This is a genomic window from Heliomicrobium undosum (genome assembly GCF_009877425.1).
Taxonomy (GTDB): Bacteria; Bacillota; Desulfitobacteriia; order Heliobacteriales; family Heliobacteriaceae; genus Heliomicrobium; species Heliomicrobium undosum.
In genome coordinates this window covers 401,001-421,831 of sequence record NZ_WXEY01000001.1, presented here as the reverse complement: position 1 = coordinate 421,831, position 20,831 = coordinate 401,001, and the positions used below count along the sequence as shown (strand labels likewise).

Genomic DNA, 20,831 nt, shown 5'->3' with positions numbered 1-20,831 from the left:
AAGGCGAAAAAGGGGAAGAATAACATGATATTAAATACTATTCCAGAGGCATCACGGGGAAGGGGAGCGGAATTGGAAGCAAAAGATCGCCTGATTGTCGCATTGGATGTGGATACTCGTGACGAGGCCATGGCTATCGTACGCGATGTCGGGGAGCGCTGCGGCCTCTTCAAAGTGGGCATGCAGTTGCATAACAGCGCGGGTTTCGCTGTCACAGAAGAGATCATGTCCATGGGTTATCCCGTTTTTTTGGACTTGAAGTTTCACGACATCCCGAATACCGTCGGCAAGGCTGCATCGGTCGTCAGCCGGCGAGGGGTGAATATGTTCACCGTTCATGGGGCCGGCGGCGGGGAAATGCTGCGACGGGCTGTCCAGGGAGCGCGGGAAGCACAAGGGGCCGAGGCGGAGGGGGGGCCGCTCGTCTTGGCCATCACCGTGCTCACCTCTATTTCCCAAGGCGTTCTGAACGATGAGGTGGGGTTGCCGGGAAGTGTCGAGGAGAACGTGGTGCGCTTCGCGCGCCTCGCCCAATCGGCAGGGGTGCAAGGCGTCGTCGCCTCGCCGCAGGAGATCGGGCCGATTCGTTCGGTCTGCGGTGACGATTTTGTCATCGTCACGCCGGGGGTTCGCCCGGACTGGGCGGCCACTAACGATCAGGCGCGGGTGATGACGCCGGCGGAGGCGATGGAAGCCGGAGCGTCCTATCTTGTCGTCGGACGTCCGATCACGGCTGCGCCGGACCGGGCTGAGGCGGCGCGCCGGATCGTGGAAGAGATGGCCGAGGGATTGGCCCGCCGGAAAAAATAGAGAAGGAGCGCGATGAGGTTGGAGATCATAGAAGGATTCGTAGATAGCGCCCTGTTGAGCCACGAGCAGGTTCTCCAGATTTTCCGCGAGAGCGAGGCCCTGTTGGAAGGGCATTTTCGCCTGACCTCCGGTCGACACAGCAACCGGTACGTCCAATGCGCCCAGGTTCTGCAACACCCTCAGCATACGGAACGGCTGTCCGCACACTTGGCCGCCCTGCTCCGCAAAACCGTGGGCGTTCCTGACGTGGTTATCGGGCCGGCCATGGGCGGTATCCTGGTCGCTTATGAGGTCGGACGGGCACTGGGTGTTCGGTCCATCTTTACGGAACGGGAGAACGGGACCATGACACTGCGGCGCAACTTTGTCGTCCGGCCGGGCGAGACGGTTGTGGTCTGTGAAGACGTGGTGACAACCGGCGGTTCTGTACGTGAGGTGATTGATGTCGCCACCGCAGCCGGCGGACGGGTGCTGGCTGTCGCGTCGCTGGTTGACCGTTCCAACGGTCAAGTGGACTTCGGCGTCCCCTTCTGCGCCGCCCTTTCCATGGAGGTTGTTTCCTGGCCGCCGGAAGCATGTCCCTTATGTAAGGAAGGTACACCGGCGATAAAACCGGGAAGCCGCAACTGACAGCTTTAAGCGGGACCAATCAGATTTTCGGTAACATAGAGCGGCAGAAATAAAACCGGGAAGGGGAAAGCAAGTGAAAATACTGAAACCGGCCCGGCGGGTCGATGCCGTTCCTCAGGTGAATGTGGCTGAACTGGTTGCCCAAGGTGTCCAGGGTGTGATCATCGACCTCGATAACACGTTGACAGAGTGGAACGAGAACCATCTCTGTCCGGAAATCGCCTGTTGGCTCGAAGAACTGAAGTGTCATGGCATAAAGCTCTGCATATTGTCGAACAACAAGGAAAAACGCGTCCAGACCTTTGCGGAAACCTGCGGCGCCACCTATATCTCCAATGCGCGCAAACCCCGGCGCCGGGGCTTCCTTCGGGCCATGAGTCTGCTGGGGACGACGCCGGAAAACACGGTCGTCATCGGCGATCAGGTCTTCACTGATGTGCTCGGCGGCAACCGATCGGGCTTGTATACCATCCTGGTCAACCCGATCAGCCGCCGGGAGTTTATCGGCACCCGGCTCGTCCGACGGTTAGAGCGTCTGGTCCTCCGGGAGCGCCAACCCCGCCGCTGGCGCAAGCGTTTTTTTCGCCAAAAAACAAAGGAGGGTCAGCCATAAAAGGCGACCCTCCTTGTCATTAGCGAGGTTTTTCGTTTTTGTAGGCCAGGACGATGATCTCGTCATTTCCGGCCAACTGGGCGTTGAGCTGTTGTTCGGCCTTGTACAGCGCCTGCAATTGGTCTTCGCTCAAGTTCGCAAAAGGCATTCCTTTATCCATTCGGGACAGGCCTCCTCTTCCATCGATTGGGCGTCAATGTTTAATATAACCATTCGAGAACCGGCACATGCCTGCTGAGCTGCGCCACTATAAGATGCGCAGCCGGCGCGACTGAGATACTGGAAGATGGGAGGAATCGCGATGGATCGCCCGATGGTTGGCGCTATCGACGGCCATACGCAGTGGGTGGCGCTGTTGGGGTATCCGGTAAAACACTCCTTTTCACCGGCCATGCACAACGCCGCTTTCGAACGGTTGGGGCTCAACTGGCGATACGGCGCCCATGCGGTCAGGCCGGAAGAACTGGAAAAGGCGGTTGCGGGACTGGCAGCGCTCGGATACCGGGGCGCCAATGTGACCGTTCCCCACAAGGAGCAGGTAGTGAGCCTGTTAGACCTTGTCGATCCCTCGGCAAAACGACTGGGCGCCGTCAACACCATCGTCATTTCCGCAGATGGAAAGACGACGGGGCACAATACCGACGGGACCGGTTTTTTGCGCGGCCTGGCGCAGGATGGTTTCTCCGTTGCCGGCGCATCGGTGTTGCTGCTGGGATCCGGCGGCGCGGCCCGGGCTGTTGCCTTTGCCCTTCTCGATGGGGGCGCGCGCTCCCTTACAGTCGTGAATCGAACGCCCGATAAGGCGGAAGCTTTGCTAGATTCCTTACGCCAAAGCAGATCTGCCGAAGGGGTGACCTTGCGCGCCGGCGGCTGGGACGAGGCATTCCTGCGCGACTGCGCGAAGGCGGCCGACCTTGTCGTCAACGCCACCTCGTCAGGGATGGTGAAAGGGGATGGCGTCATCCCTTACCCGCTTCCCCCCGAGCGATGGCTCTCCCCCGGCCCTTTTGTCTGTGATCTGGTCTACAACCCGCCCGAAACGGCGTTGCTGTTAACGGCCCGGTCCCTGGGCTGCCGCTGCCAGAACGGTCTTCCCATGCTGTTGCATCAGGGAGCGGCTGCCTTTGCATTATGGACCGGCCGGGAGGCGCCGGTCGCAACAATGGCGGAGGCGCTGGCCAAGGCTACAGGGAATTGAGGGAGAATTTGCATCCTGCCTGGATTGCGAAAGAGCAGGAAAAGACAAGTGAAACGTGGAATCTTCACGAAATCGGGTAGCATACATTGGCAGATTCGAATAAAGAAGGGATTTTGCGCAGATGGCGGCGTTACGTTATTTGACGGCTGGTGAATCGCACGGGCTGGCGTTGACGGTGATTGTGGAGGGCATGGTGGCCGGTCTTTCCATTAAGGCGGAAGACATCGACGAACAATTGGCGCGCCGGCAAAAGGGCCATGGCCGGGGAGGTCGCATGGCCATTGAAAAGGACCGGGCGGCGATCCTCTCGGGAATTCGGGGCGGGCGGACCCTGGGTGGTCCTATCTGCCTTCAGATTGAAAACCGGGACTGGAAGAACTGGTCGGCCATCATGGCAGCCGGCGAAGAAGCGGACCTGACGGAGCGACGGGTGACCCAACCCCGGCCGGGTCACGCTGATTTAGCCGGCGCTATCAAATACGATCAACGGGATATCCGCAATATCCTGGAACGTTCCAGCGCCCGGGAGACGGCGGCCCGCGTCGCCGCGGGGGCGTTGGCCCGGCGGCTCCTGGCCGAAGTGGGGATCCGGATCTGTTCTCATGTGACAGCCATCGGGGACGCGGCCGCAAGCGGCGGGCCCATTGACCGGACGGAGAAGGAATGGGCAGACCTCGCCGCGCGGGCCGAACAGTCTCCGGTCCGCTGTGTCGAAGCCGAACTGGAACAGGCGATGATCGCCGCCATCGACCAGGCCAAAGCAGGCGGCGACAGCCTGGGCGGCATCGTTGAACTGGCCGTCTTGGGCATGCCTGTGGGCGTGGGCAGCCATGTGCAGGGAGACCGGCGGTTGGATGGACGCATCGCAGGCGCCATGATGAGCCTTCAGGCCATCAAAGGCGTCGAGATCGGCCTCGGTTTTGAAGCGGCGCTGCGCCCCGGTTCGCAGGTCCACGACGAAATTCACTACGTCCCGGAAAAGGGCTATGGGCGGAACACGAACCGCGCCGGCGGGATCGAGGGCGGCATCAGCAACGGCGCCCCTGTTGTCATCCGCATCGCCATGAAGCCCATCCCCACCCTGTACAAGCCCTTGATGACGGTCGATATCGACAGCCGTTCGCCTGTGGCCGCCTCGGTGGAGCGCTCCGACGCCTGCGCCGTTCCGGCGGCTGCTGTCGTCGCCGAAGCCATCCTGGCTCTTGTCATCGCCGACAGCCTGCTCGAAACGACAGGCGGCGATACGATTGAGCAGGTGAAGGCGCGCGTTGCCGCCATGCGGGAACAGGCCCTGCGCTTCTGAGGGGTTGAGATGGAGGCGCCGAGGATGGAAAGACATATGTATGTTGAAGAAAAAAGCGATTGGCAGCGGAAACAGAATATCGTGCTCGTCGGCTTTATGGGAACAGGCAAGTCCACCGTGGGCCGACGCCTAGCCGCCCGTTTGGGTTACCGGTATGTGGACACAGACGCGGAAGTGGAACAGGTGACTGGGCTCACCATCGCCCAGATCTTCGACCTCTACGGCGAGGTGCGCTTTCGCTCTGAGGAAACGCTGATGGCGCGGAAAGTGGCTGCCATGGAAGGGGTCGTCGTGGCGACAGGCGGCGGGATTGTGCTTAGACCGGAAAATGTGGCGGCCCTGCGATCAAATGGCGTGCTCATCGGTTTGGAGGCGACACCGGAGGTGATCTGGTCGAGGGTCGCCCGCCGCGGTCACCGGCCGCTGATCAAAAAGGACATCCGTGTCGACGATATCCAGGAAATGATGGCGAGGCGGGCGCCCTACTATGTCTGCGCCGACATGACGGTGGACACCTCCCGCCGGACTGTCACTGAGATCGTCGAGGTTATCCTCTCCTACCTGCGCGGCCGGAATGAGGAACGGGGAGAGGTCTGGACCTTTGCCGAAGAAGGCGCTGAGGGAGGAGGCGAATAATGACGGGAGCCAAGACGGAAGCAACGACAACGAATGAAGCAAAGACAACGAAAGCAGCAACGAGGTCAAAGGAAGCAATGACGACGACGGTCGCGGAGGCGATCACTCGGGTGGAGGTGGGTCTAGGCGATCGCGCCTATCCCATCGAAATCGGCGCCGGGTTGCTGTCCCAAGCCGGCGAGCGATTGGCCGGAACGGTGCGGGGAAACAAGATCCTGATTGTAACAAACGCGATCGTCAATAACCTCTGGGGCGAAAAGCTGCGCCAGTCCTTGAAAAAGGCCGGTTTTTCCGTCGCCACGAAGGAAATCCCCGACGGGGAGGACCATAAGCGCATCGAGACGGTGGCCGCCCTCTATGACGCCTGTGTGGAGGCCCGGCTGAACCGCACGTCGGCTGTGGTCGCCCTCGGCGGCGGCATCGTGGGTGATGTGGCCGGATTTTTGGCCGCCACCTACATGCGGGGAATCGACTTCGTCCAGGTCCCGACGACGCTCCTGTCCCAGGTGGACTCCAGTGTAGGCGGCAAGGTGGGTGTCAATCACCGCGAAGGCAAAAACCTGATCGGCGCCTTCTATCAGCCCAAGCGGGTGATCATCGATACGGACACCCTGTCCACGCTCCCGGCACGGGAGGTCCGCGCCGGCTACGGCGAGGTGATCAAGACGGCCCTGCTGGGCGATCCCGCCTTGTTTGCCTTTCTCGAAACCTCTGGCGCCGATGTGCTGCGCCTCGATGCGGCGGCGCTCCGGCGCGTTGTCGCTGACTGCTGCCGGACGAAGGCCGGCGTTGTGGAGCAAGATGAGCGGGAATCGGGCCTTCGGGCGATCCTGAACCTCGGCCACACCTTTGGCCATGCCCTCGAGACGCTCACCGGCTATCAGACCTACCGCCACGGCGAAGCCGTCGCCGTCGGACTGATCGCCGCCTGCCGGTTGGCCGAATTCGTCCTCGGTCTCCCCGAAACGGTGACGTCCCGGGTCCGCAACCTCGTCAAGGCCGCAGGGCTGCCCGCCCATTTTCCCGCCTTTCCCGCTGAGGACTGGCGTAAGGCGCTGGCCATGGACAAAAAGAACCGCGACGATCAGGTCACCTTTATCCTGCCCGGGGCGATCGGTCAATGCCGTGTCCTCACTGATGTATCCCTCGGCTTGGCGCTCCAGGTGATCGAAGAAATCCAGGGGGTCTGTGATGGCAGCGACGAACCGGCGGAAGTTAGGTGACCTCTTAAAAGAATACAACCTGATCACAGACGAGCAGCTCCAGCAGGCGCTGGCCGAACAGCGGCGAAAAGGGGAACGCCTGGGCCAAGCGCTTGTCCGCCTCGGTTTTGTGACCCCGCAGATGATCAACGAGGTCCTAGAGTTCCAGTTGGGGATTCCGACGATCTCGCTGCTCCATTATCAACTGAACCCGGAAGTGTTCAAACTGCTTCCGGAGAACCTCTGCCGGCGACACAAGTGCCTGCCAGTCAAGCGCGTAGGGAACCGGCTGACGGTGGCCATGGCCGATCCCTTGAACCTGCTGGCCCTCGATGACATCAAGATGGCCACCAACCTGGAGATCGACCAGGCGATTGTGGCCGAGGAAGAACTCGACCAGGTATTTGAAAAGATCTACGGGTTGAATGAGGATCAGGAAGCGGACATCAAGCGGTTGGAGGTGGAAGCCAACCGCACCGAAGAGGAAAGCGCCATCATCGACCTGGGCGAGTTGGAGCGGATCACCGCTGTCGGCGACGCGCCCATCATCCGGGTTGTCAACACGATCCTGCAGCAGGGAGCGAAAGAAGGCGCCAGCGATATCCACGTGGAGCCTCAGGAGGGGGGCGTGCGGGTCCGCTTCCGCTGTGACGGCATCCTCCGCGATGTGCTGACGTTGCCCAAGGCATCCCACCCAGCTTTGCTGTCGCGGATCAAGCTGCTGGCCAAGATGAACATCGCCGAAAAACGCCTCCCTCAGGACGGGCGGATTCAAACCAAATTGGGCGACAAGATGATCGACCTGCGCGTCTCCACCCTGCCGGCCATCCACGGCGAAAAATGCGTCATCCGCCTTCTCGACAAGAGCAATGTGCTCTTTGACCTGCGTCAACTGGGTTTCCAGGAAGAGACGCTGAAGAGGTATGAGATGCTGGTCCGCAACCCCTACGGTATGGTGCTGATCACGGGGCCGACGGGCTCGGGAAAGACGACGACCCTCTACGCATCGATCAACGAGATCAACACGCCCGAGAAAAACATTGTCACCATCGAGGATCCCGTCGAGTACGTGCTGGACGGCGTCAACCAGGTGCAGGTGAACATGCGGGCCGGCCTCGACTTTGCCAGCGGTCTCCGCTCCGTCCTCCGCCAGGACCCTGACGTTATCCTCGTCGGGGAGATCCGTGACCGGGAGACGGCTGAGATCGGCGTCCGGGCGGCGACGACGGGCCACCTTGTCTTTTCCACCCTACATACCAATGACGCAGCCGGCTCCGTCAACCGGCTGATCGATATGGGCGTTGAGCCCTTCCTGGTCGCCTCCTCCCTCGTCGGGGTCGTGGCCCAGCGGCTCGTGCGTCGCGTCTGCGCCAACTGCAAGCGCCCCTACACCCCGGAACCGGGATCGGCCGAACGGATCTACCTGGGTGTTCCCGACGACGCGCCGCTGACCCTCTTCCGGGGACGCGGTTGCATGGCCTGCAACAATACGGGCTATCGGAAACGGGTCGCCATTCATGAGGTCCTGACCATCACGTCGGCACAGCGCAAATTGATCATGGAAAGGGCCTCTGCCGACGCTATTGCCGCCCAGGCTATCCGTGATGGGATGATTCCGATCAGTCAAGACGGCTTGAACAAGGTGCGACAGGGTTTGACCACGGTGCAGGAAATCCTGCGCGTCGCCTATGTCAATGAATAGTGGGGAGGGAATCCTCCATGGAAATCAATGATCTCCTGATGCTGGCCGCTCAGAACAAAGCCTCGGATGTGCATATCACCGTCGGACGGATGCCATCCTTCCGGATCAACGGGAGACTGACACCGCTGCAGGAACTGGGCGCGCCCATCGATAGCGATTGGTTTCGTCCGTTGATGCCGCCTGACACGGACGCCCTGGTCCGTCAGATCCTTAACGAAAAACAACTCGCCCTGTTCGAGCAGAAGGGTGAAGCAGATCTTTCCTACGCTGTTCCCGCTATTGGGCGCTTCCGGGTGAACGCCTTCCGTCAGCGGGGAAGTTCTGCCATGGTGCTGCGGATTATCCCGCTAAAACCCCCATCTTTTCGAGAACTCGGTCTGCCGGAGGTTCTTGCTTCCTTGGCGCGCCGGCCCAACGGCTTGGTGCTCGTCACCGGGCCCACCGGGAGCGGCAAGTCGACAACCCTGGCCGCGATGATCGACTTGATCAACTCGGAGCGAGCCGAGCATATCATTACCTTGGAAGATCCGATCGAATTTTTGCACCGCCATAACAAAAGTATCGTTAACCAACGGGAAATCGGGCTTGATTCAAACTCCTTCGCCGGCGCGCTGCGGGCGGCGATGCGCGAGGATCCCGATGTCATCCTTGTTGGCGAGATGCGCGACTTGGAGACGATCGCCACAGCCATCACGGCGGCTGAGACAGGTCACCTGGTTATGGCCACCCTCCACACCAACGATGTGTCCCAGACGATCGACCGGATTATCGATGTCTTCGATGTGGGGCAACAGGCCCAGATCCGCATCCAACTCGCCACGGTTCTGCAGGGGGTCGTCTGCCAGCAACTGCTGCCTCGCGCCGACGGCAAGGGGCGTGTCGTAGCCCAGGAGATCATGGTTTGCACGACGGCCATCCGCAACCTGATCCGGGAGGGCAAGACGCATCAAATCGCCACGGCGATTCAGACGGGCGGCAAACTCGGCATGCAGACCATGTACATGGCCTTGAAGAATCTGGTGACCAAAGGGATCGTTTCCCGAGAAGAGGCGGTGAAAAAGGTCGCCGACCCTGATGCGCTGTTGCGGTACATGATGGATATGTATTGAGTCGGGAGCCCTAGTCAGGTTTAAAGATTTATTAAAGTACATGTAATGGCTAAAAAAATCTCTTTGCAAAGACGTCCCAATAGAATTAAAATGAGTACACAAAGGCGTTGTCTGTCAATAGGATTTTAGGCCCATTTTCCTTTTGCAGGCTCTGCCCCTGCTAAACCCCGATGCTGAGGTGGAACAGATGGCAACATACCGTTATCGAGCACGTGATAGCCGGGGGACGGTGCGGGAGGGCGCGATTCAGGAAGAATCAGCAAAGTCGGTCGCCTTGATGCTGCGTGAACAGGGTCTTTTTGTAATTGAGGTGCGAGAAGACAAGGAAGGAACAGTCAAAGGAGAGGCGGCAAGCGCTTCTTCCGGGGTTTCTTTTTCTCTGTTTCGCCGCAAGGTGCCTGCGAAGGATCTGGCTGTCTTTTGCCGGCAACTCTCTACCTTGGTAAATGCTGGTGTTCCCATTCACAGCGCCCTGTCGATCCTGATCCAGCAATCGGAGCACCCGAAATTGCGTCAAGCCTTGATCGCTATCGCCGGAGATTTGCAGCGCGGATACAACCTCTCTCAGGCAGTAGGTTTCCATCCTGATGTTTTTCCCGAGATGTTCGTGCACATGATCGAGGCCGGCGAACTTGGAGGCGTTCTCGAAGAGGTGCTGCAGCGTCTGGCCACCCATTTTGAAAAGGATAGTGAAACAAGAAGCAAAGTCAAATCGGCGCTCACCTATCCTGCGGTCGTCTTCTTTATCGGGATTATGGCCGTCGCTTTTATTCTCGGTTTTGTCATCCCCCGTTTCACCAGTGTGCTGGGCAACCTCGGCGCTGAGCTGCCAGCGCTGACCAAAACGGTGCTTGATCTCTCTGAATGGGTGAAAAGTTACTGGTGGACTGCCCTGTTGGGCGTCCTGGCGCTTTACCTGTTTTTTCGCGAATTGCTCAAAACGCCGCACATCCGGTTGTTGGCCGATGGGTATACACTCAAGGTTCCCGTATTTGGCGATATGCTGCTCAAGGTGTCCGTCTCTCGCTTTTGCCGCACCTTGGGCACGCTGATTCGCAGCGGCGTTCCGATGATGCAGGCGCTGGAAGTCGTCGAAAAGACCGCCGGCAATCTGGCGGTATCCAAGGGGGTGATGAATACCCGGGATAGCATTCGCAAAGGGCAGGGCCTGGCAGAGCCGCTGCGCAAGACAGGGATCTTCCCGCCGATGGTGGTACAGATGATAGCGGTTGGAGAAGAAACGGGCGCATTGGATGTCATGTTAGAAAAAGTCTCCGACTACTACGAGATGGAGGTCAATGGGATTGTCGGCCGGCTTTCCAGTATCATTGAACCTATCATGCTGGTCATTCTGGGCGGGATGGTCGCGGTGCTGGTCATTGCCATGTTGCTGCCGATTTTCGAGGTGATCAGCAGCGTCGGCGCCAAATAAACAGAACAGTGACGGGCGCCGGTTTTATTCCAAGGGCTCCTGGCAACCCATAACACCAATAACGAGGAGGATGATGAAGATGTTGGAATTCTGGCAAAAAAGAATGGCGAAAGCCAGGGAACAAAAGGGCTTCTCTTTGATCGAATTGATGATCGTTGTCGCAATCATTGGCGTGCTTTTTGCAGTCCTGGTGCCCCGTCTGGGGAACTCTTCCGATCGCGCTCGGGTTGCCGGTGTGCGCAATGACTTCAAAGCCTTTGAAACGGCAATTCGTTCGTACTACATTGAACACGCCGCTATGCCCTCGGATACGGATATCAGCACTAACAATGTTCTGGAAACTGGCCGTTATCTGGACAACGAGATCGACGAAACGAATGACCCCTGGGGTCATGTCTACACCTATGCGTATACGGCTACAACTACTGCGGATGCTACGGTGACACCCAACCTTCCCGCCGGCACGAGAGCCGCTACCATCGGTTGTGCTGGACCTGCGAACACAGCAGGTACGTATAGAATGATCATCTGGGTTGACACGGCTAACAACAACACGCTGGTAACGTCAACAGCCGGCTTCTAATGGAGACGATTCTTCCCTTATGGTGGGTCTTTCTCAGCGGGGCGATCATGGGCTCCTTCCTGAATGTCTGCATCTATCGCATTCCGCGGGGCGAGTCAATCGTCTTTCCCGGTTCCCATTGTGTATCGTGCGGGCGGCCTTTGCCGCCCGCCGAACTCATTCCCATTGCCAGTTACGTGATACAGCAAGGCAAATGCCGCGGCTGTGGTGAAGCCGTATCGATTCAGTATCCCCTTGTTGAGGCGTTGACCGGCGCCATCTTCGCGGGGCTTTACGCTTTTTACGGCGGCATATCTTCTGACTGGGCGGCTGCCGCCGCAATGGCCGCCTTTCTCATCGTCATCGCCATTATCGATTTGCATCATAAAATCATCCCAAACGCCGTGTTGCTGGTTGCCTTATTGCCCATCGCAGTCTGGCTGGGTTGGAAGGTTCATGGGGCAAACGGCGATGTTTCCATCATCTTGAACAGTCTGCTGGGCGCCGGTTTCGGTGCAGCGCTCCTTTTCGCTGTTTTTTGGTTTAGCAACGGTGGATTAGGGCTGGGCGATGTAAAGTTTGCCTTTGTTTTCGGATTGATGCTCGGCTGGCCCGGCGCGCTCTGGGCAATGACCCTCGCCGCGCTGATCGGCAGCGTCGTTGGCATCGCCGGCATGGTTGCAGGGAAATGGACACGAAAAACGGAGGTGCCTTTCGGTCCATTTTTGGCGATTGGTTATTTTGCCGTATATCTTATCTTGGGCAGCCGGCTGGGCGATATCCTCTACTCATTCTTGTTCTTGCAATAGAAAAAGACCGCAGAAAAAGACCGCTAAGGAGCGACATCGATAGTGCAGTCGATAAACTTACTCCCGCTCGAATTGCGCCCTAAAAAACTGGACAAGCGCTCCTTATTCGTTCGCAGTGGTGTCACCTTGGGCGTTCTCGCTTGCTTAGTCGGTTACGGTTCTTTCCTGGTGAAGATTTACATGTCTCAAAAAGAAGGCGAACGCATCGAGGCGGAGATGGCCGCCCTTCAGCCTGAACTCCAACGGGTCGAGGCCATCGAAAAAGAGATCAGCGACAACCGGAAGAAGGCTGAAATCTTAGAGCAGTTGCGCGGCGCCCGTATCCCCTGGTCACAGGTATTCAGCGATGTGAAGACGGTGACGCCCGAAGCGCTTTGGTTGGCGACTGTGACGTTAAATACATATGATGCGGACAAGACGGTGCTTGAGATTGAGGGGGAAACGACGGCTTTTGAGCAGGTCGGCGTCTTTATCCTGAAACTGCGCAGCCTGCCTTATTTTTCGAGTGTCGAACTGGTAGATGCCCGTGACAAGGACGTTAATTTCCGTTGGGTGACCCGTTTCAAGGTTCATGCGTCGTTGGCGCCGATTCCGCAGGGACTTCAGGTTGTCCCCAAAGATGGGAAGGACGAAGCCAAGAAAAACAGCTCGGCCCGAGGGGGTGAAGGGCGATGAAAATGGGCAAGTTCCAGTTTCCGTCATTCAAGAACCTCTTCCCGCCGTCCTGGTTCCAAATAAATCTGGGAGAATCGAACTGGTGGTCAGTGCGGACGAGACGCGAAAAGGTGCTGCTGGCCATATTAGCCGCCTCCGTATCCATTACCAGCCTATACATACTGGTGCTTGAGGGGCAAATGGACCAGTTTGCCGTCCTCTCGAACGAAATCCCCCTATCGAAGCAGAAGTTGGATTCAGCGAAGCGGCGGATCGAGCGTCTCCCACAGATTGAACAAGAGTTGGTCAATAGCCGGACGAGGTACAATCATCAGTTTCACGCCTACCCTTCTGAACTGACGACTGGAGAGATGGCCCTGCTGGTGGGTGAGGCTGCCAAAGCCTCGAATGTGACCATCAAGTACTTTGTTCCGCTGCCCAAATTGGATCGTCCGGACAGAGAGGGCAAATTGATTTCGGAAATCCCAGTGAACATGGTCGTGGAAGGCGCCTTTGACGCTTTGGTGGACTTCTCATCTCGGGTGGAGACGTTGCGCGGCGGCGCATTGGTCAGGAATTTTGCGATTACCTGGGAAAACCGGGAGAAAGAAAAAGAGAACCAAAGCAAAGCCAAGGGAAATGACGCCAAAAAAGACTCTGTCAATGTGCTCCTCGAACTGATCGATGTGGTCATCACCACGTTTTCGAAATCTCCCTCCGGTGAGGTCAATGTCCAGCAAAAAAGTGTGGGCAATGTGACAATCCGGCTTCCGCGGGCCGAGGCTCCCGCTGACCCGAATGTAAAGCCGAAAACGACCATGTTGAATGCGGCTTTTACGGTCTCCTTTTTCGAAGTCGGGGCCGGCGGAAACTCCGACACTATCAATCTGGAACAGTACCCCCTTGGCCGACAGAATCCTTTCGAACCCCGTGTTTGGGATGACACCAACCCATGGTTGCGTGAGGTGGGGCAACTTCCCGACTCTGTATTGAAAAACGGCGGAACCTCACAGGGAATACCGTGGAGTCCCCCCTCGAATGTTGCTCCGGGCGCCGCCCCGACTCTCCCGGGCGCTTCCGGCTTACCGACCATTCCCGTCCTCCCCGGTATTCCCAGCATCCCTGGGTTGCCCTCTTTGCCGGGCCTTACCCCCAACCCATCGGCAGACCCTATGGCGCCCTCCATACCGACGATTCCCAGACTTCCATCCATACCGCCGAAAGCGGGGGACAGCGCACGCACCTAACGCTGCGCCGATGTAAGTTTTTTTAAGGAATGAAGGCAGGTGAAGAAGTTGTTTGGACCGATCAACACCCTTGGCATCGAGATAGCCGGCACTGCGGTGCGGATGGTCGAGGTATCCCGGCGCAAGCAGCGTCTTGAAATCCTGACCGCGGTAAAACAACCTTTTTCACCGCCGGTGGGAGAAGCCTACACGGATGCCTACTACGATGCGCTGGAGGCGACTATCGAGAAATGCCTGTCCAGTGTGCGAAAAAAAGTGAAGCGCGCGGTCCTGGCCTTTCCGTCTCGCAACCTGATTTCCCGCCAAATCCGCATGCCCCATATGCCGGAAGAGGAACTGCGAGCTTCGCTTCGCTGGGAATTGGAGAAGTATGTGCCTCTATCGGCTGATGACTATGTCTACGATTATTTGCATCAAGGCTTCATCGATGTGGAAGGCGATCGAATGGCCCAACTGCTGCTCGTGGCGATTCCAAGGGAGGAGGTCGTCCGGCACTTTGAATGCCTCAAAGGGGCCGGACTGACGGTTACCGCCGTGGAAACATCCTCCTTCGCGCTGAATCGGCTCCTGAATGTGGTGCGCGAAAATGACCTCCGGACATATGGTTGCCTGGATATGGGCAATGATCGTTCCACATTCACAGTGTTTCGGGAAGGAAAAGTTCAGTTCATCCGCTTTATCCAGTTGGGCGCGGCTCGGTTGGAGGAGAGCTTGGGCCAGACCTTCCCTGTTGAAACATTTCAACTGCGGCAGATGATTGCGGAGGCCGCGGTCACTGCGGAAGCGAGGGAGACGGACGAATCAGACGGCGTAACGGTTAATTCCCAGGCCGTCCAGATGCAGTTTCTCCTGCAGTCCTTCTTTTCCGATCTGCTCGTGGAAGTCCGCAGATCGCTTGATTTTTACAACCTTCAATACCGGGACAGCAGTTTCTCCCATCTCGTGCTCTGCGGCGGCCTCTCCCGGCTGCGGGGGATTGATGCCTATTTTACACAGGAGTTCAAGTTGCCCGTCTCTGTCGTCGACATGCAGACGAGCCTGGTCGCCCAGATCAAACCCGACTGTCTTGAGCTTTTGACACCCGATATGGCCGTCGTTACAGGGTTAGCGCTGCGAAGCGACGACTAACGATGTGAACAAATGAATGCTCACCAGAGCGAACCCCGCTGAAAGCGGGGCTTTTTTTATTTTGAAAAATTTACAGGATTTTTAAAATTTAGGTAGAAATGCAAACAATAAGGCTACAAATAGGGCTAATCAGGGACAATTGGCGAGGGGGGATTTGATTGACGTATTTTACAAAGATCCAACCGGCTGATGCCGAACCTTGGCGAGGAGCAGTTGGGAGCGATAATCAAAAGATAGTGAAAGATGTGCTCTTACCGACAAAAAGCGTGGATACAGCGATGGTCGATAAGGACGGGCGCAACTGGGGACTGGATCAGCCGTCGGTTGTCGAACTGGTGGAGGATATGATCCTGCGGGCTGCGAGGGAACGGGCCACAGACATACATATCGACCCATTAGACACGCAAAGTGTCGTCCGTTTTCGCATCGATGGACTGCTCCGGGACGAATGGCTGTTGCCGAAAGGGCTGCACGGGCAGGTGGTTTCCCGGATTAAAGTGCTTGCCGGCATGGATATTGCCCGGCGGCGCACCGCCCAGGACGGACGGATTCAGATCACACTGCCGGACAAGCAAATTGACTTGCGCGTAGCCACGTTGCCCACCATCTTTGGTGAAAAATGCGCCCTACGGATGTTAGACAGAAAGCAGACGCCGCTGAACCTCGACGAGTTGGGATTCCTGCCAGGCACGCTGGCAGACTTTCAGTCGTTGACGCGCAATACCTACGGCATGATCGTTGTCACGGGGCCAACCGGCGCGGGTAAAACAACGACGCTGTACGCCGCAATAAACACACTCAAGAGCCCTGAAAAAAACATCATCACTATCGAAGATCCCGTCGAGTACATCCTGAGCGGCATCAATCAGGTGCAAGTCAGCGCAAAAGCGGGGATTGACTTTACAGAAGGTTTGCGAGCAATTTTGCGCCATGATCCCGATGTGATTCTGATCGGAGAGATCCGGGACAAAGAAACGGCTGACATCGCCGTCAAAGCGGCAACGACAGGCCATCTCGTTTTTTCGACGTTACATACAGGAGATGCGGCCGGGGCGGCAGGCAGGTTGATCGACATGGGGGTGGAGCCCTTTCTCGTGGCTTCAGCAGTTTCGGGCGTTGTGACGCAGCGGCTCGTTCGACGGATCTGCCCATCCTGCAAAACGAGCTATCACCCGCCCAGGTCATCACCGGAACGCATCTTCTTGGAGACCTGTGGAATGAAAACAGACATTCTTTACAAGGGCGGCGGCTGTAACCGTTGCAACCAAACGGGTTTTGATGGACGCCTGGCCATCCATGAGGTGATGGTCATGCGATCGAGCCTGCGCCAGTTGATCATGGCGAAGGCGGGCGCCGAGGCCATTCGGGCAAAAGCGATCGAAGAAGGGATGGTCGGCTTGATTGCCGACGGAATGACAAAAGCGATCCTAGGGGAGACGACAGTGCAGGAAGTGATGCGGGTCGCCTTTCGAATGGATGGATAACAAATGCCGATATTTTCCTATAAAGTGCGGGATCGCAGCGGCAGGGCCGAGGAGGGGTTGTTACAAGCCCCCTCAGAAAAAGCGGCAGTCCAGGACCTGCAGCGGTTGGGCTGTTTTGTCATTGACCTCAAGAGGAAAGACCAGCCATGGCGACCGTCGCTGGGCCTCGAAGGGATGTCATTGCGTTGGAGGCGGTTTGTGGACGCCGGTGACTTGTCGCGCTTCTGCCGGCAACTGGCCGCGTTGATCGATGCCGGCGTCCCCTTGTGCGCGGGCTTGTCCATGGTGGCGCGGAGGTTGACGCCGCAGGCGCTGAAAACGGCGGCCCAGCAGGTGGGTCTGGCTGTGGCGCAGGGTCAAACGTTGATCAGTGCGCTGGAGCAGCAGAGACATATCTTCCCGGAACTGTTTATCCGTCTCGTCGAAACGGGAGAGATGGGCGGGGTGTTGGACCAGAGCCTCCACCGGCTGGCCGATCACTATGAAAAGGAGTCGGCGATGGCAAAAAAAATCCGGGTGGCCTTGCTGTATCCATCCATTGTCCTGATCACTGCCGGCGGAGCGACGATCTTTTTTCTCCTCTTTGTCATTCCTGCCTATTCGGATTTGCTGAACAGCCTGGGGAGGGAACTGCCTGGGAGCACACGTTTTGTTTTGGCCCTTGCAAGGTTGAGCGGGGAGTACGTCCCGTGGCTGATTTTTTTGGCGCCGATCTGCCTTTTCGGGCTTTGGCGGGTAGCCATGCGTGACGAGTATCGAATTTCTCTGGAAAAGGTTCTCTTCAAACTCCCCCTAGTGGGCGGGTTCATCCACCGCGCGGCCATCGCCCGGATCAGCCGGAGCCTGAGCATCTTAGCCGGGAACGGCGTTCCCATTGTGCAAGCGCTGGCGATCGTAGAGAAGGTAGCCCTTTACCGAAGCCTCGCGGAAGCTGTGCGGCGGGTGCGCAACGGTGTCGGGAAAGGGCATTCGCTGCACCGTATGTTAGAACAATCGAACTGGTTTCCGCCGGAGTTTGTCCATCTGGTCTATATCGGAGAAGAGAGCGGCGCCTTGGATGCGCTTTTAGAGAAAACGGCCGACTACTTCGAGGCGGAGGTAGATGGCGCTGTCGTTCGATTGACGCTCCTGCTCGAACCGGTGTTGCTGTTTTTGATGGCAGGGATTATCGGGTTTTTGGCTCTTTCATTGCTCATGCCGCTTTTCGAGGCCATCAATGGACCACTGTAACAGAAACGGGCGATGGCCTCTCACCAACAGCATACCAAGGTTACCTAACTCACCATCAGGGTGGGTCGGAGGGAGGGAAGCAGATGCATAGGGGCAGGACCATTTGCCGGAAAAAGTCTCTACCCAACCGAAGGTGGCGAGAGAAGGGATTTACGCTCATTGAAGTCATGCTCGTGGTGACGATGATGGGGCTGCTGACCATTTTATTTGCGCCAAAGTGGTCGGCGGCGCCCGAGAAAGCGAGGGTCTCGTCCGTTACCAATGATTTTCGCGCTGTTGAAATGGCTGTTCGCCATTATTTCGTTGATCAGGGGAAACTCCCGGCTGCGGTGGACTTGCAGTACGCCAATCTGCTCGATAAGGACCTGGCTGCAGCCGCTCCGGCGAGTTTGAATATCTGGAAGGATCCCTGGGGAACAGCCTACCTGTATGAGCCGAAGAACCTCTGGTCAGCGCCGGGAGTGGCGCGAATGGTATCCTATGGACCGAACCGGCTTCCCGGAGGGGACGACATGTCTGTGACTTTTGCGATTGCGGAAGGCAAATTGTTGGTCACACAGTCAGGATTTTAGGGGGCTTAGGGGGGCTTTCGATGGCAGAGATAAACCTGTTGCCTGGCGCGGTTCGTGCCAAGCGGAGGGGGTTGCTCCGTCGGATGGCGATGTCTCTGGTCGTTTGTTTGTTCGTTGGCGCTGGATTCTCTGTCGGAGCCGAAAAATATGTAAGCAGCCTGATGGAGCAGGCGGAAGCGGTTGAAAAAGAGGTCGACCATATGCGAGTGAGCCTAGAAAACGCGCGGGTAAAGGATGAGGAAAGAACGCTCAATGAAAAGGAAGCGGCTATTTTGTCGGCCATGGTTGTGGAGAGATCGCGCTGGGCAGAACGCCTCCGGGGTCTTGATGACGCTTTTCCGGAAGGGCAATTGCGCTTGACTGCTATTCTGATGGAAACGAGCCATTCCGGCGGCGCCTTGCTGCTGGCGGGGGAGAGCAGCAGTCTCAGAGCGGTCGGTGACTTTATGGATAAGCTGAAGCGGCTGACCGGTTTTACAGAAGTAATGCTATTAGACGGAACCTACGGGCACAAAGGAGAAGTTCGCTTCCAAATTATGTGCCGGTTGCCCGTTAACCTGTCCCTCGCTGAATTTGCCAGCCCTTCAGACGAAGGCAGATAGGGGAAGGGAGGCTTTTTCGATGGGGGGACTTCTTAACTGGTTTGAAAAAAGAACTCGCCGCGAGCAGGTTCTCCTGCATATTACGCTGCTGACTGTTCTCACTGCTTCTGCCTACACGCTTTTTTGGGAGTCTCTGTGGCGGCAATACCAGGTGAACGCGGAACGGTTGAAGTCGGCGCAGGCGATGACAGAGCGGTTTCGTATGTCTCATGAAGAATCGGAGCGAGCAAAACACAAATCTGATTCCATTGGAGTGGATTCGCTCCGGACGATTACCGATTCGAATGATGCAAAGCAAGTGACAGCCATCGCCGAGGCGGCAGAGGCAACCGGGGTGACGATCCGCCGGGTTCGTGGCGAAGGCATCAAAGACCAGGCAGGGGCGAGCCGATTGCGCAAGGGTGGAATTACGGTTGTTATCGAAGGGGATTATCAGAAACTAAGCGACTTCTTGAGTGACTTGGAGAAAAGAGAACCCGGTCTTTTTGTAGAGTCCTTTGTCTGGCTTTCTCCCGAAGGAATTCGGCAAGAAGCGTTAGGCGCCGAGGGGCGCGGCGGCCAGTTGGGTAAGGCGCACGGGGCGGAGGCGGCAGCGCTGCTGCAGTTGTTGAGAGAGCACAGTCGAGATAAAGAAACAGCCTTTAACGGAAGCCTCGAAAGCGTCCCCGTAGACAGCGTCTCAGCAGATAGCTCGGCGCCGCCGGCGATGCTTGCCGGACTGCGGCTGTTTTTTTTCACGTTCAGCGACCGACAGGGATATGCCGCGACGAAAAATATACTGCAAGATTCAGGTCAAAAAACGATAAGGAACGTTGGCCATGAGTAAAGGCCTAACGATGACGGAAAAGGGAAGCATCTTAGCGGAGACGCTGATCGCCCTGTTGCTGCTGAGTATGACCGCCCTTCCCCTCTATGGCGTCATGACCGTGGCGGAACGGTTGGAGCGCCGGAGCGAACGGTTTGCCCAGATGATGATGCTGGCGCAACAGGTGCTCGAATCCAAACGAGCGCAGATCAAGGCGGATCCGACGCAGTGCAACAGCAGTCTCCCCCAGGGGTTGACCATATCGGAAGGCTTTCGCTGCGACCTGACGGTCCGGGATGCGATTGAGCCGGCAGAGCTGCATCTTAAGGAGGTATCTGTGATCCTATGGGATCAGGCGAGTTTCCCACAGGGAGAAGTGAGCGAAGGAACGGGGACCATGCTGCCGGAATCGCCGTCGCTAAAGGCGGCAGGAGCAAAGTGCGCCCTTGCGACACTGGTGGCGCTTCCGGCCAAGGGGAAGTAGGTTCCGGGTTGATCTATCTTTTTTTCATCATTGCCGCACTGGCGATGATGGCCGCGACGGTTACGGCGATGGGAAACCACGCATGGTCTTCTGTCCGGACACAGGCGCGGGCCGAACAGGTCCTCTACTGCGCCGAGTCGGGCATCGAGGCGGCTCTGGCTGTCACGGGAGAGTGGCTGCGCACCCGCCCGTCGCCGGAAGACCAACCGGCGCTTGTAAACCGGCCCGCGCTCGAAAACCAGGGTGAAAGCCGAAGCGACAGCCAGCCGGATGTGGAAGAGATGGTCAGCCATTTGGCCTCCAGGCTCCCGGGTCTTTCCCTGGGTGACGGGAGGGTCAAACTCACCTATCGAAGCGTACCGGAACGCCCCTTTGCCCTGGACATCATCTCGGCGGCGGAGGGGGACGGGGGGCGTTTCGTCATGATGGCCCGCGTAGATATAGAGAAATCGCCCGACGGTCCTTGGAAGATAGCCCTACTGGAAAGGGCGTCCCTTTTAAGCGGGTCCCGAGTTCCGTGACTGCTGTTGAAGTAATGGGGTACGTCATGCGGTAAATCATGGGGCAATCATGGGTATCAGTGAGGCGAGTCAGTGGTGAATGAGGAATAACGTTAGGA

The 20,831-nt window shown here is 57.6% G+C and carries 23 protein-coding genes; 22 read left to right on the top strand and 1 reads right to left on the bottom strand.

Going from position 1 to position 20,831, the window contains the following annotated elements:
* The first annotated feature begins 72 nt into the window (after nucleotides 1-72).
* The 3 genes from pyrF (at nucleotide 73) to GTO91_RS02010 (ending at nucleotide 2,053) form a co-directional block, all read left to right on the top strand.
* Nucleotides 73-810, top strand: a complete 738-nt coding sequence (gene pyrF / locus GTO91_RS02020) for an orotidine-5'-phosphate decarboxylase (protein ID WP_161254016.1) — start codon at nucleotides 73-75, stop codon at nucleotides 808-810.
* Between the two features lie 54 nt (nucleotides 811-864).
* Nucleotides 865-1,440 (top strand): orotate phosphoribosyltransferase, encoded by a 576-nt coding sequence (gene pyrE, locus GTO91_RS02015; protein WP_235918923.1) that lies wholly within the window; start codon nucleotides 865-867, stop codon nucleotides 1,438-1,440.
* A 73-nt stretch (nucleotides 1,441-1,513) separates the two neighbouring features.
* Nucleotides 1,514-2,053, top strand: a complete 540-nt coding sequence (locus tag GTO91_RS02010; RefSeq protein ID WP_161254011.1) for a YqeG family HAD IIIA-type phosphatase — start codon at nucleotides 1,514-1,516, stop codon at nucleotides 2,051-2,053.
* Nucleotides 2,054-2,072: 19 nt separating this feature from the next.
* Here the strand turns inward: GTO91_RS02010 and GTO91_RS02005 are convergent, their stop codons facing one another.
* Nucleotides 2,073-2,213, bottom strand: coding sequence for a hypothetical protein (locus tag GTO91_RS02005; RefSeq protein WP_161254008.1), 141 nt, complete (start codon nucleotides 2,211-2,213; stop codon nucleotides 2,073-2,075).
* A 141-nt stretch (nucleotides 2,214-2,354) separates the two neighbouring features.
* Between GTO91_RS02005 and GTO91_RS02000 the strand changes: the two genes are divergently transcribed.
* The 19 genes from GTO91_RS02000 to GTO91_RS01910 all read left to right on the top strand — a co-directional run bounded on the left by GTO91_RS02000 (nucleotide 2,355) and on the right by GTO91_RS01910 (nucleotide 20,733).
* Nucleotides 2,355-3,251 carry a shikimate dehydrogenase gene (locus GTO91_RS02000; protein ID WP_235918870.1) on the top strand — a complete coding sequence of 299 codons (897 nt, stop codon included), beginning with the start codon at nucleotides 2,355-2,357 and terminating at the stop codon, nucleotides 3,249-3,251.
* A gap of 121 nt (nucleotides 3,252-3,372) precedes the next feature.
* Nucleotides 3,373-4,554 (top strand): chorismate synthase, encoded by a 1,182-nt coding sequence (gene aroC / locus GTO91_RS01995; protein WP_161254005.1) that lies wholly within the window; start codon nucleotides 3,373-3,375, stop codon nucleotides 4,552-4,554.
* Nucleotides 4,555-4,578: 24 nt separating this feature from the next.
* Complete coding sequence (locus GTO91_RS01990; RefSeq protein WP_161254002.1) at nucleotides 4,579-5,190, top strand: shikimate kinase; 612 nt, start codon at nucleotides 4,579-4,581, stop codon at nucleotides 5,188-5,190.
* The gene (gene aroB / locus GTO91_RS01985) at nucleotides 5,190-6,413 is read left to right on the top strand and encodes a 3-dehydroquinate synthase (protein ID WP_235918869.1); all 1,224 of its coding nucleotides are present in this window, start codon (nucleotides 5,190-5,192) and stop codon (nucleotides 6,411-6,413) included. The genes GTO91_RS01990 and aroB overlap by 1 nt, the downstream gene beginning before the upstream one ends.
* Nucleotides 6,382-8,094 (top strand): GspE/PulE family protein, encoded by a 1,713-nt coding sequence (locus GTO91_RS01980; protein ID WP_161253999.1) that lies wholly within the window; start codon nucleotides 6,382-6,384, stop codon nucleotides 8,092-8,094. Before aroB ends, GTO91_RS01980 begins: the two co-directional genes overlap by 32 nt.
* A gap of 17 nt (nucleotides 8,095-8,111) precedes the next feature.
* The gene (locus GTO91_RS01975) at nucleotides 8,112-9,203 is read left to right on the top strand and encodes a type IV pilus twitching motility protein PilT (protein ID WP_161253996.1); all 1,092 of its coding nucleotides are present in this window, start codon (nucleotides 8,112-8,114) and stop codon (nucleotides 9,201-9,203) included.
* Between the two features lie 187 nt (nucleotides 9,204-9,390).
* On the top strand, nucleotides 9,391-10,635 hold the full coding sequence (locus GTO91_RS01970; protein ID WP_161253993.1) for a type II secretion system F family protein: 1,245 nt from the start codon (nucleotides 9,391-9,393) through the stop codon (nucleotides 10,633-10,635).
* Between the two features lie 79 nt (nucleotides 10,636-10,714).
* Entirely contained in the window at nucleotides 10,715-11,218 is a 504-nt protein-coding gene (locus GTO91_RS01965; protein ID WP_207708953.1) for a type II secretion system protein, read from the top strand.
* A complete protein-coding gene (locus GTO91_RS01960; RefSeq protein WP_161253990.1) occupies nucleotides 11,218-12,006 on the top strand; it encodes a prepilin peptidase in 789 nt (262 codons plus the stop codon). The genes GTO91_RS01965 and GTO91_RS01960 overlap by 1 nt, the downstream gene beginning before the upstream one ends.
* Nucleotides 12,007-12,048: 42 nt before the next feature.
* On the top strand, nucleotides 12,049-12,681 hold the full coding sequence (locus GTO91_RS01955) for a PilN domain-containing protein (RefSeq protein ID WP_161253987.1): 633 nt from the start codon (nucleotides 12,049-12,051) through the stop codon (nucleotides 12,679-12,681).
* Nucleotides 12,678-13,907: a type 4a pilus biogenesis protein PilO gene (gene pilO, locus GTO91_RS01950; protein ID WP_161253984.1), complete on the top strand. Its 1,230-nt coding sequence runs from the start codon at nucleotides 12,678-12,680 to the stop codon at nucleotides 13,905-13,907. The genes GTO91_RS01955 and pilO overlap by 4 nt, the downstream gene beginning before the upstream one ends.
* Before the next feature lie 39 nt (nucleotides 13,908-13,946).
* A complete protein-coding gene (gene pilM / locus GTO91_RS01945) occupies nucleotides 13,947-15,035 on the top strand; it encodes a type IV pilus assembly protein PilM (RefSeq protein ID WP_161253981.1) in 1,089 nt (362 codons plus the stop codon).
* Nucleotides 15,036-15,193: 158 nt separating this feature from the next.
* The gene (locus GTO91_RS01940) at nucleotides 15,194-16,519 is read left to right on the top strand and encodes a GspE/PulE family protein (protein WP_235918868.1); all 1,326 of its coding nucleotides are present in this window, start codon (nucleotides 15,194-15,196) and stop codon (nucleotides 16,517-16,519) included.
* 3 nt (nucleotides 16,520-16,522) lie between these two features.
* A complete protein-coding gene (locus GTO91_RS01935) occupies nucleotides 16,523-17,749 on the top strand; it encodes a type II secretion system F family protein (protein WP_161253978.1) in 1,227 nt (408 codons plus the stop codon).
* Between the two features lie 83 nt (nucleotides 17,750-17,832).
* Entirely contained in the window at nucleotides 17,833-18,321 is a 489-nt protein-coding gene (locus GTO91_RS01930) for a type II secretion system protein GspG (RefSeq protein ID WP_161254132.1), read from the top strand.
* Nucleotides 18,322-18,341: 20 nt separating this feature from the next.
* Complete coding sequence (locus GTO91_RS01925) at nucleotides 18,342-18,923, top strand: PilN domain-containing protein (RefSeq protein ID WP_161253975.1); 582 nt, start codon at nucleotides 18,342-18,344, stop codon at nucleotides 18,921-18,923.
* Nucleotides 18,924-18,942: 19 nt separating this feature from the next.
* Nucleotides 18,943-19,749 carry a type II secretion system protein GspM gene (gene gspM / locus GTO91_RS01920; RefSeq protein WP_161253972.1) on the top strand — a complete coding sequence of 269 codons (807 nt, stop codon included), beginning with the start codon at nucleotides 18,943-18,945 and terminating at the stop codon, nucleotides 19,747-19,749.
* Nucleotides 19,742-20,212, top strand: coding sequence for a type IV pilus modification PilV family protein (locus GTO91_RS01915; protein ID WP_161253969.1), 471 nt, complete (start codon nucleotides 19,742-19,744; stop codon nucleotides 20,210-20,212). The genes gspM and GTO91_RS01915 overlap by 8 nt, the downstream gene beginning before the upstream one ends.
* 8 nt (nucleotides 20,213-20,220) lie before the next feature.
* Entirely contained in the window at nucleotides 20,221-20,733 is a 513-nt protein-coding gene (locus tag GTO91_RS01910) for a hypothetical protein (RefSeq protein ID WP_161253966.1), read from the top strand.
* Nucleotides 20,734-20,831: the final 98 nt, after the last annotated feature.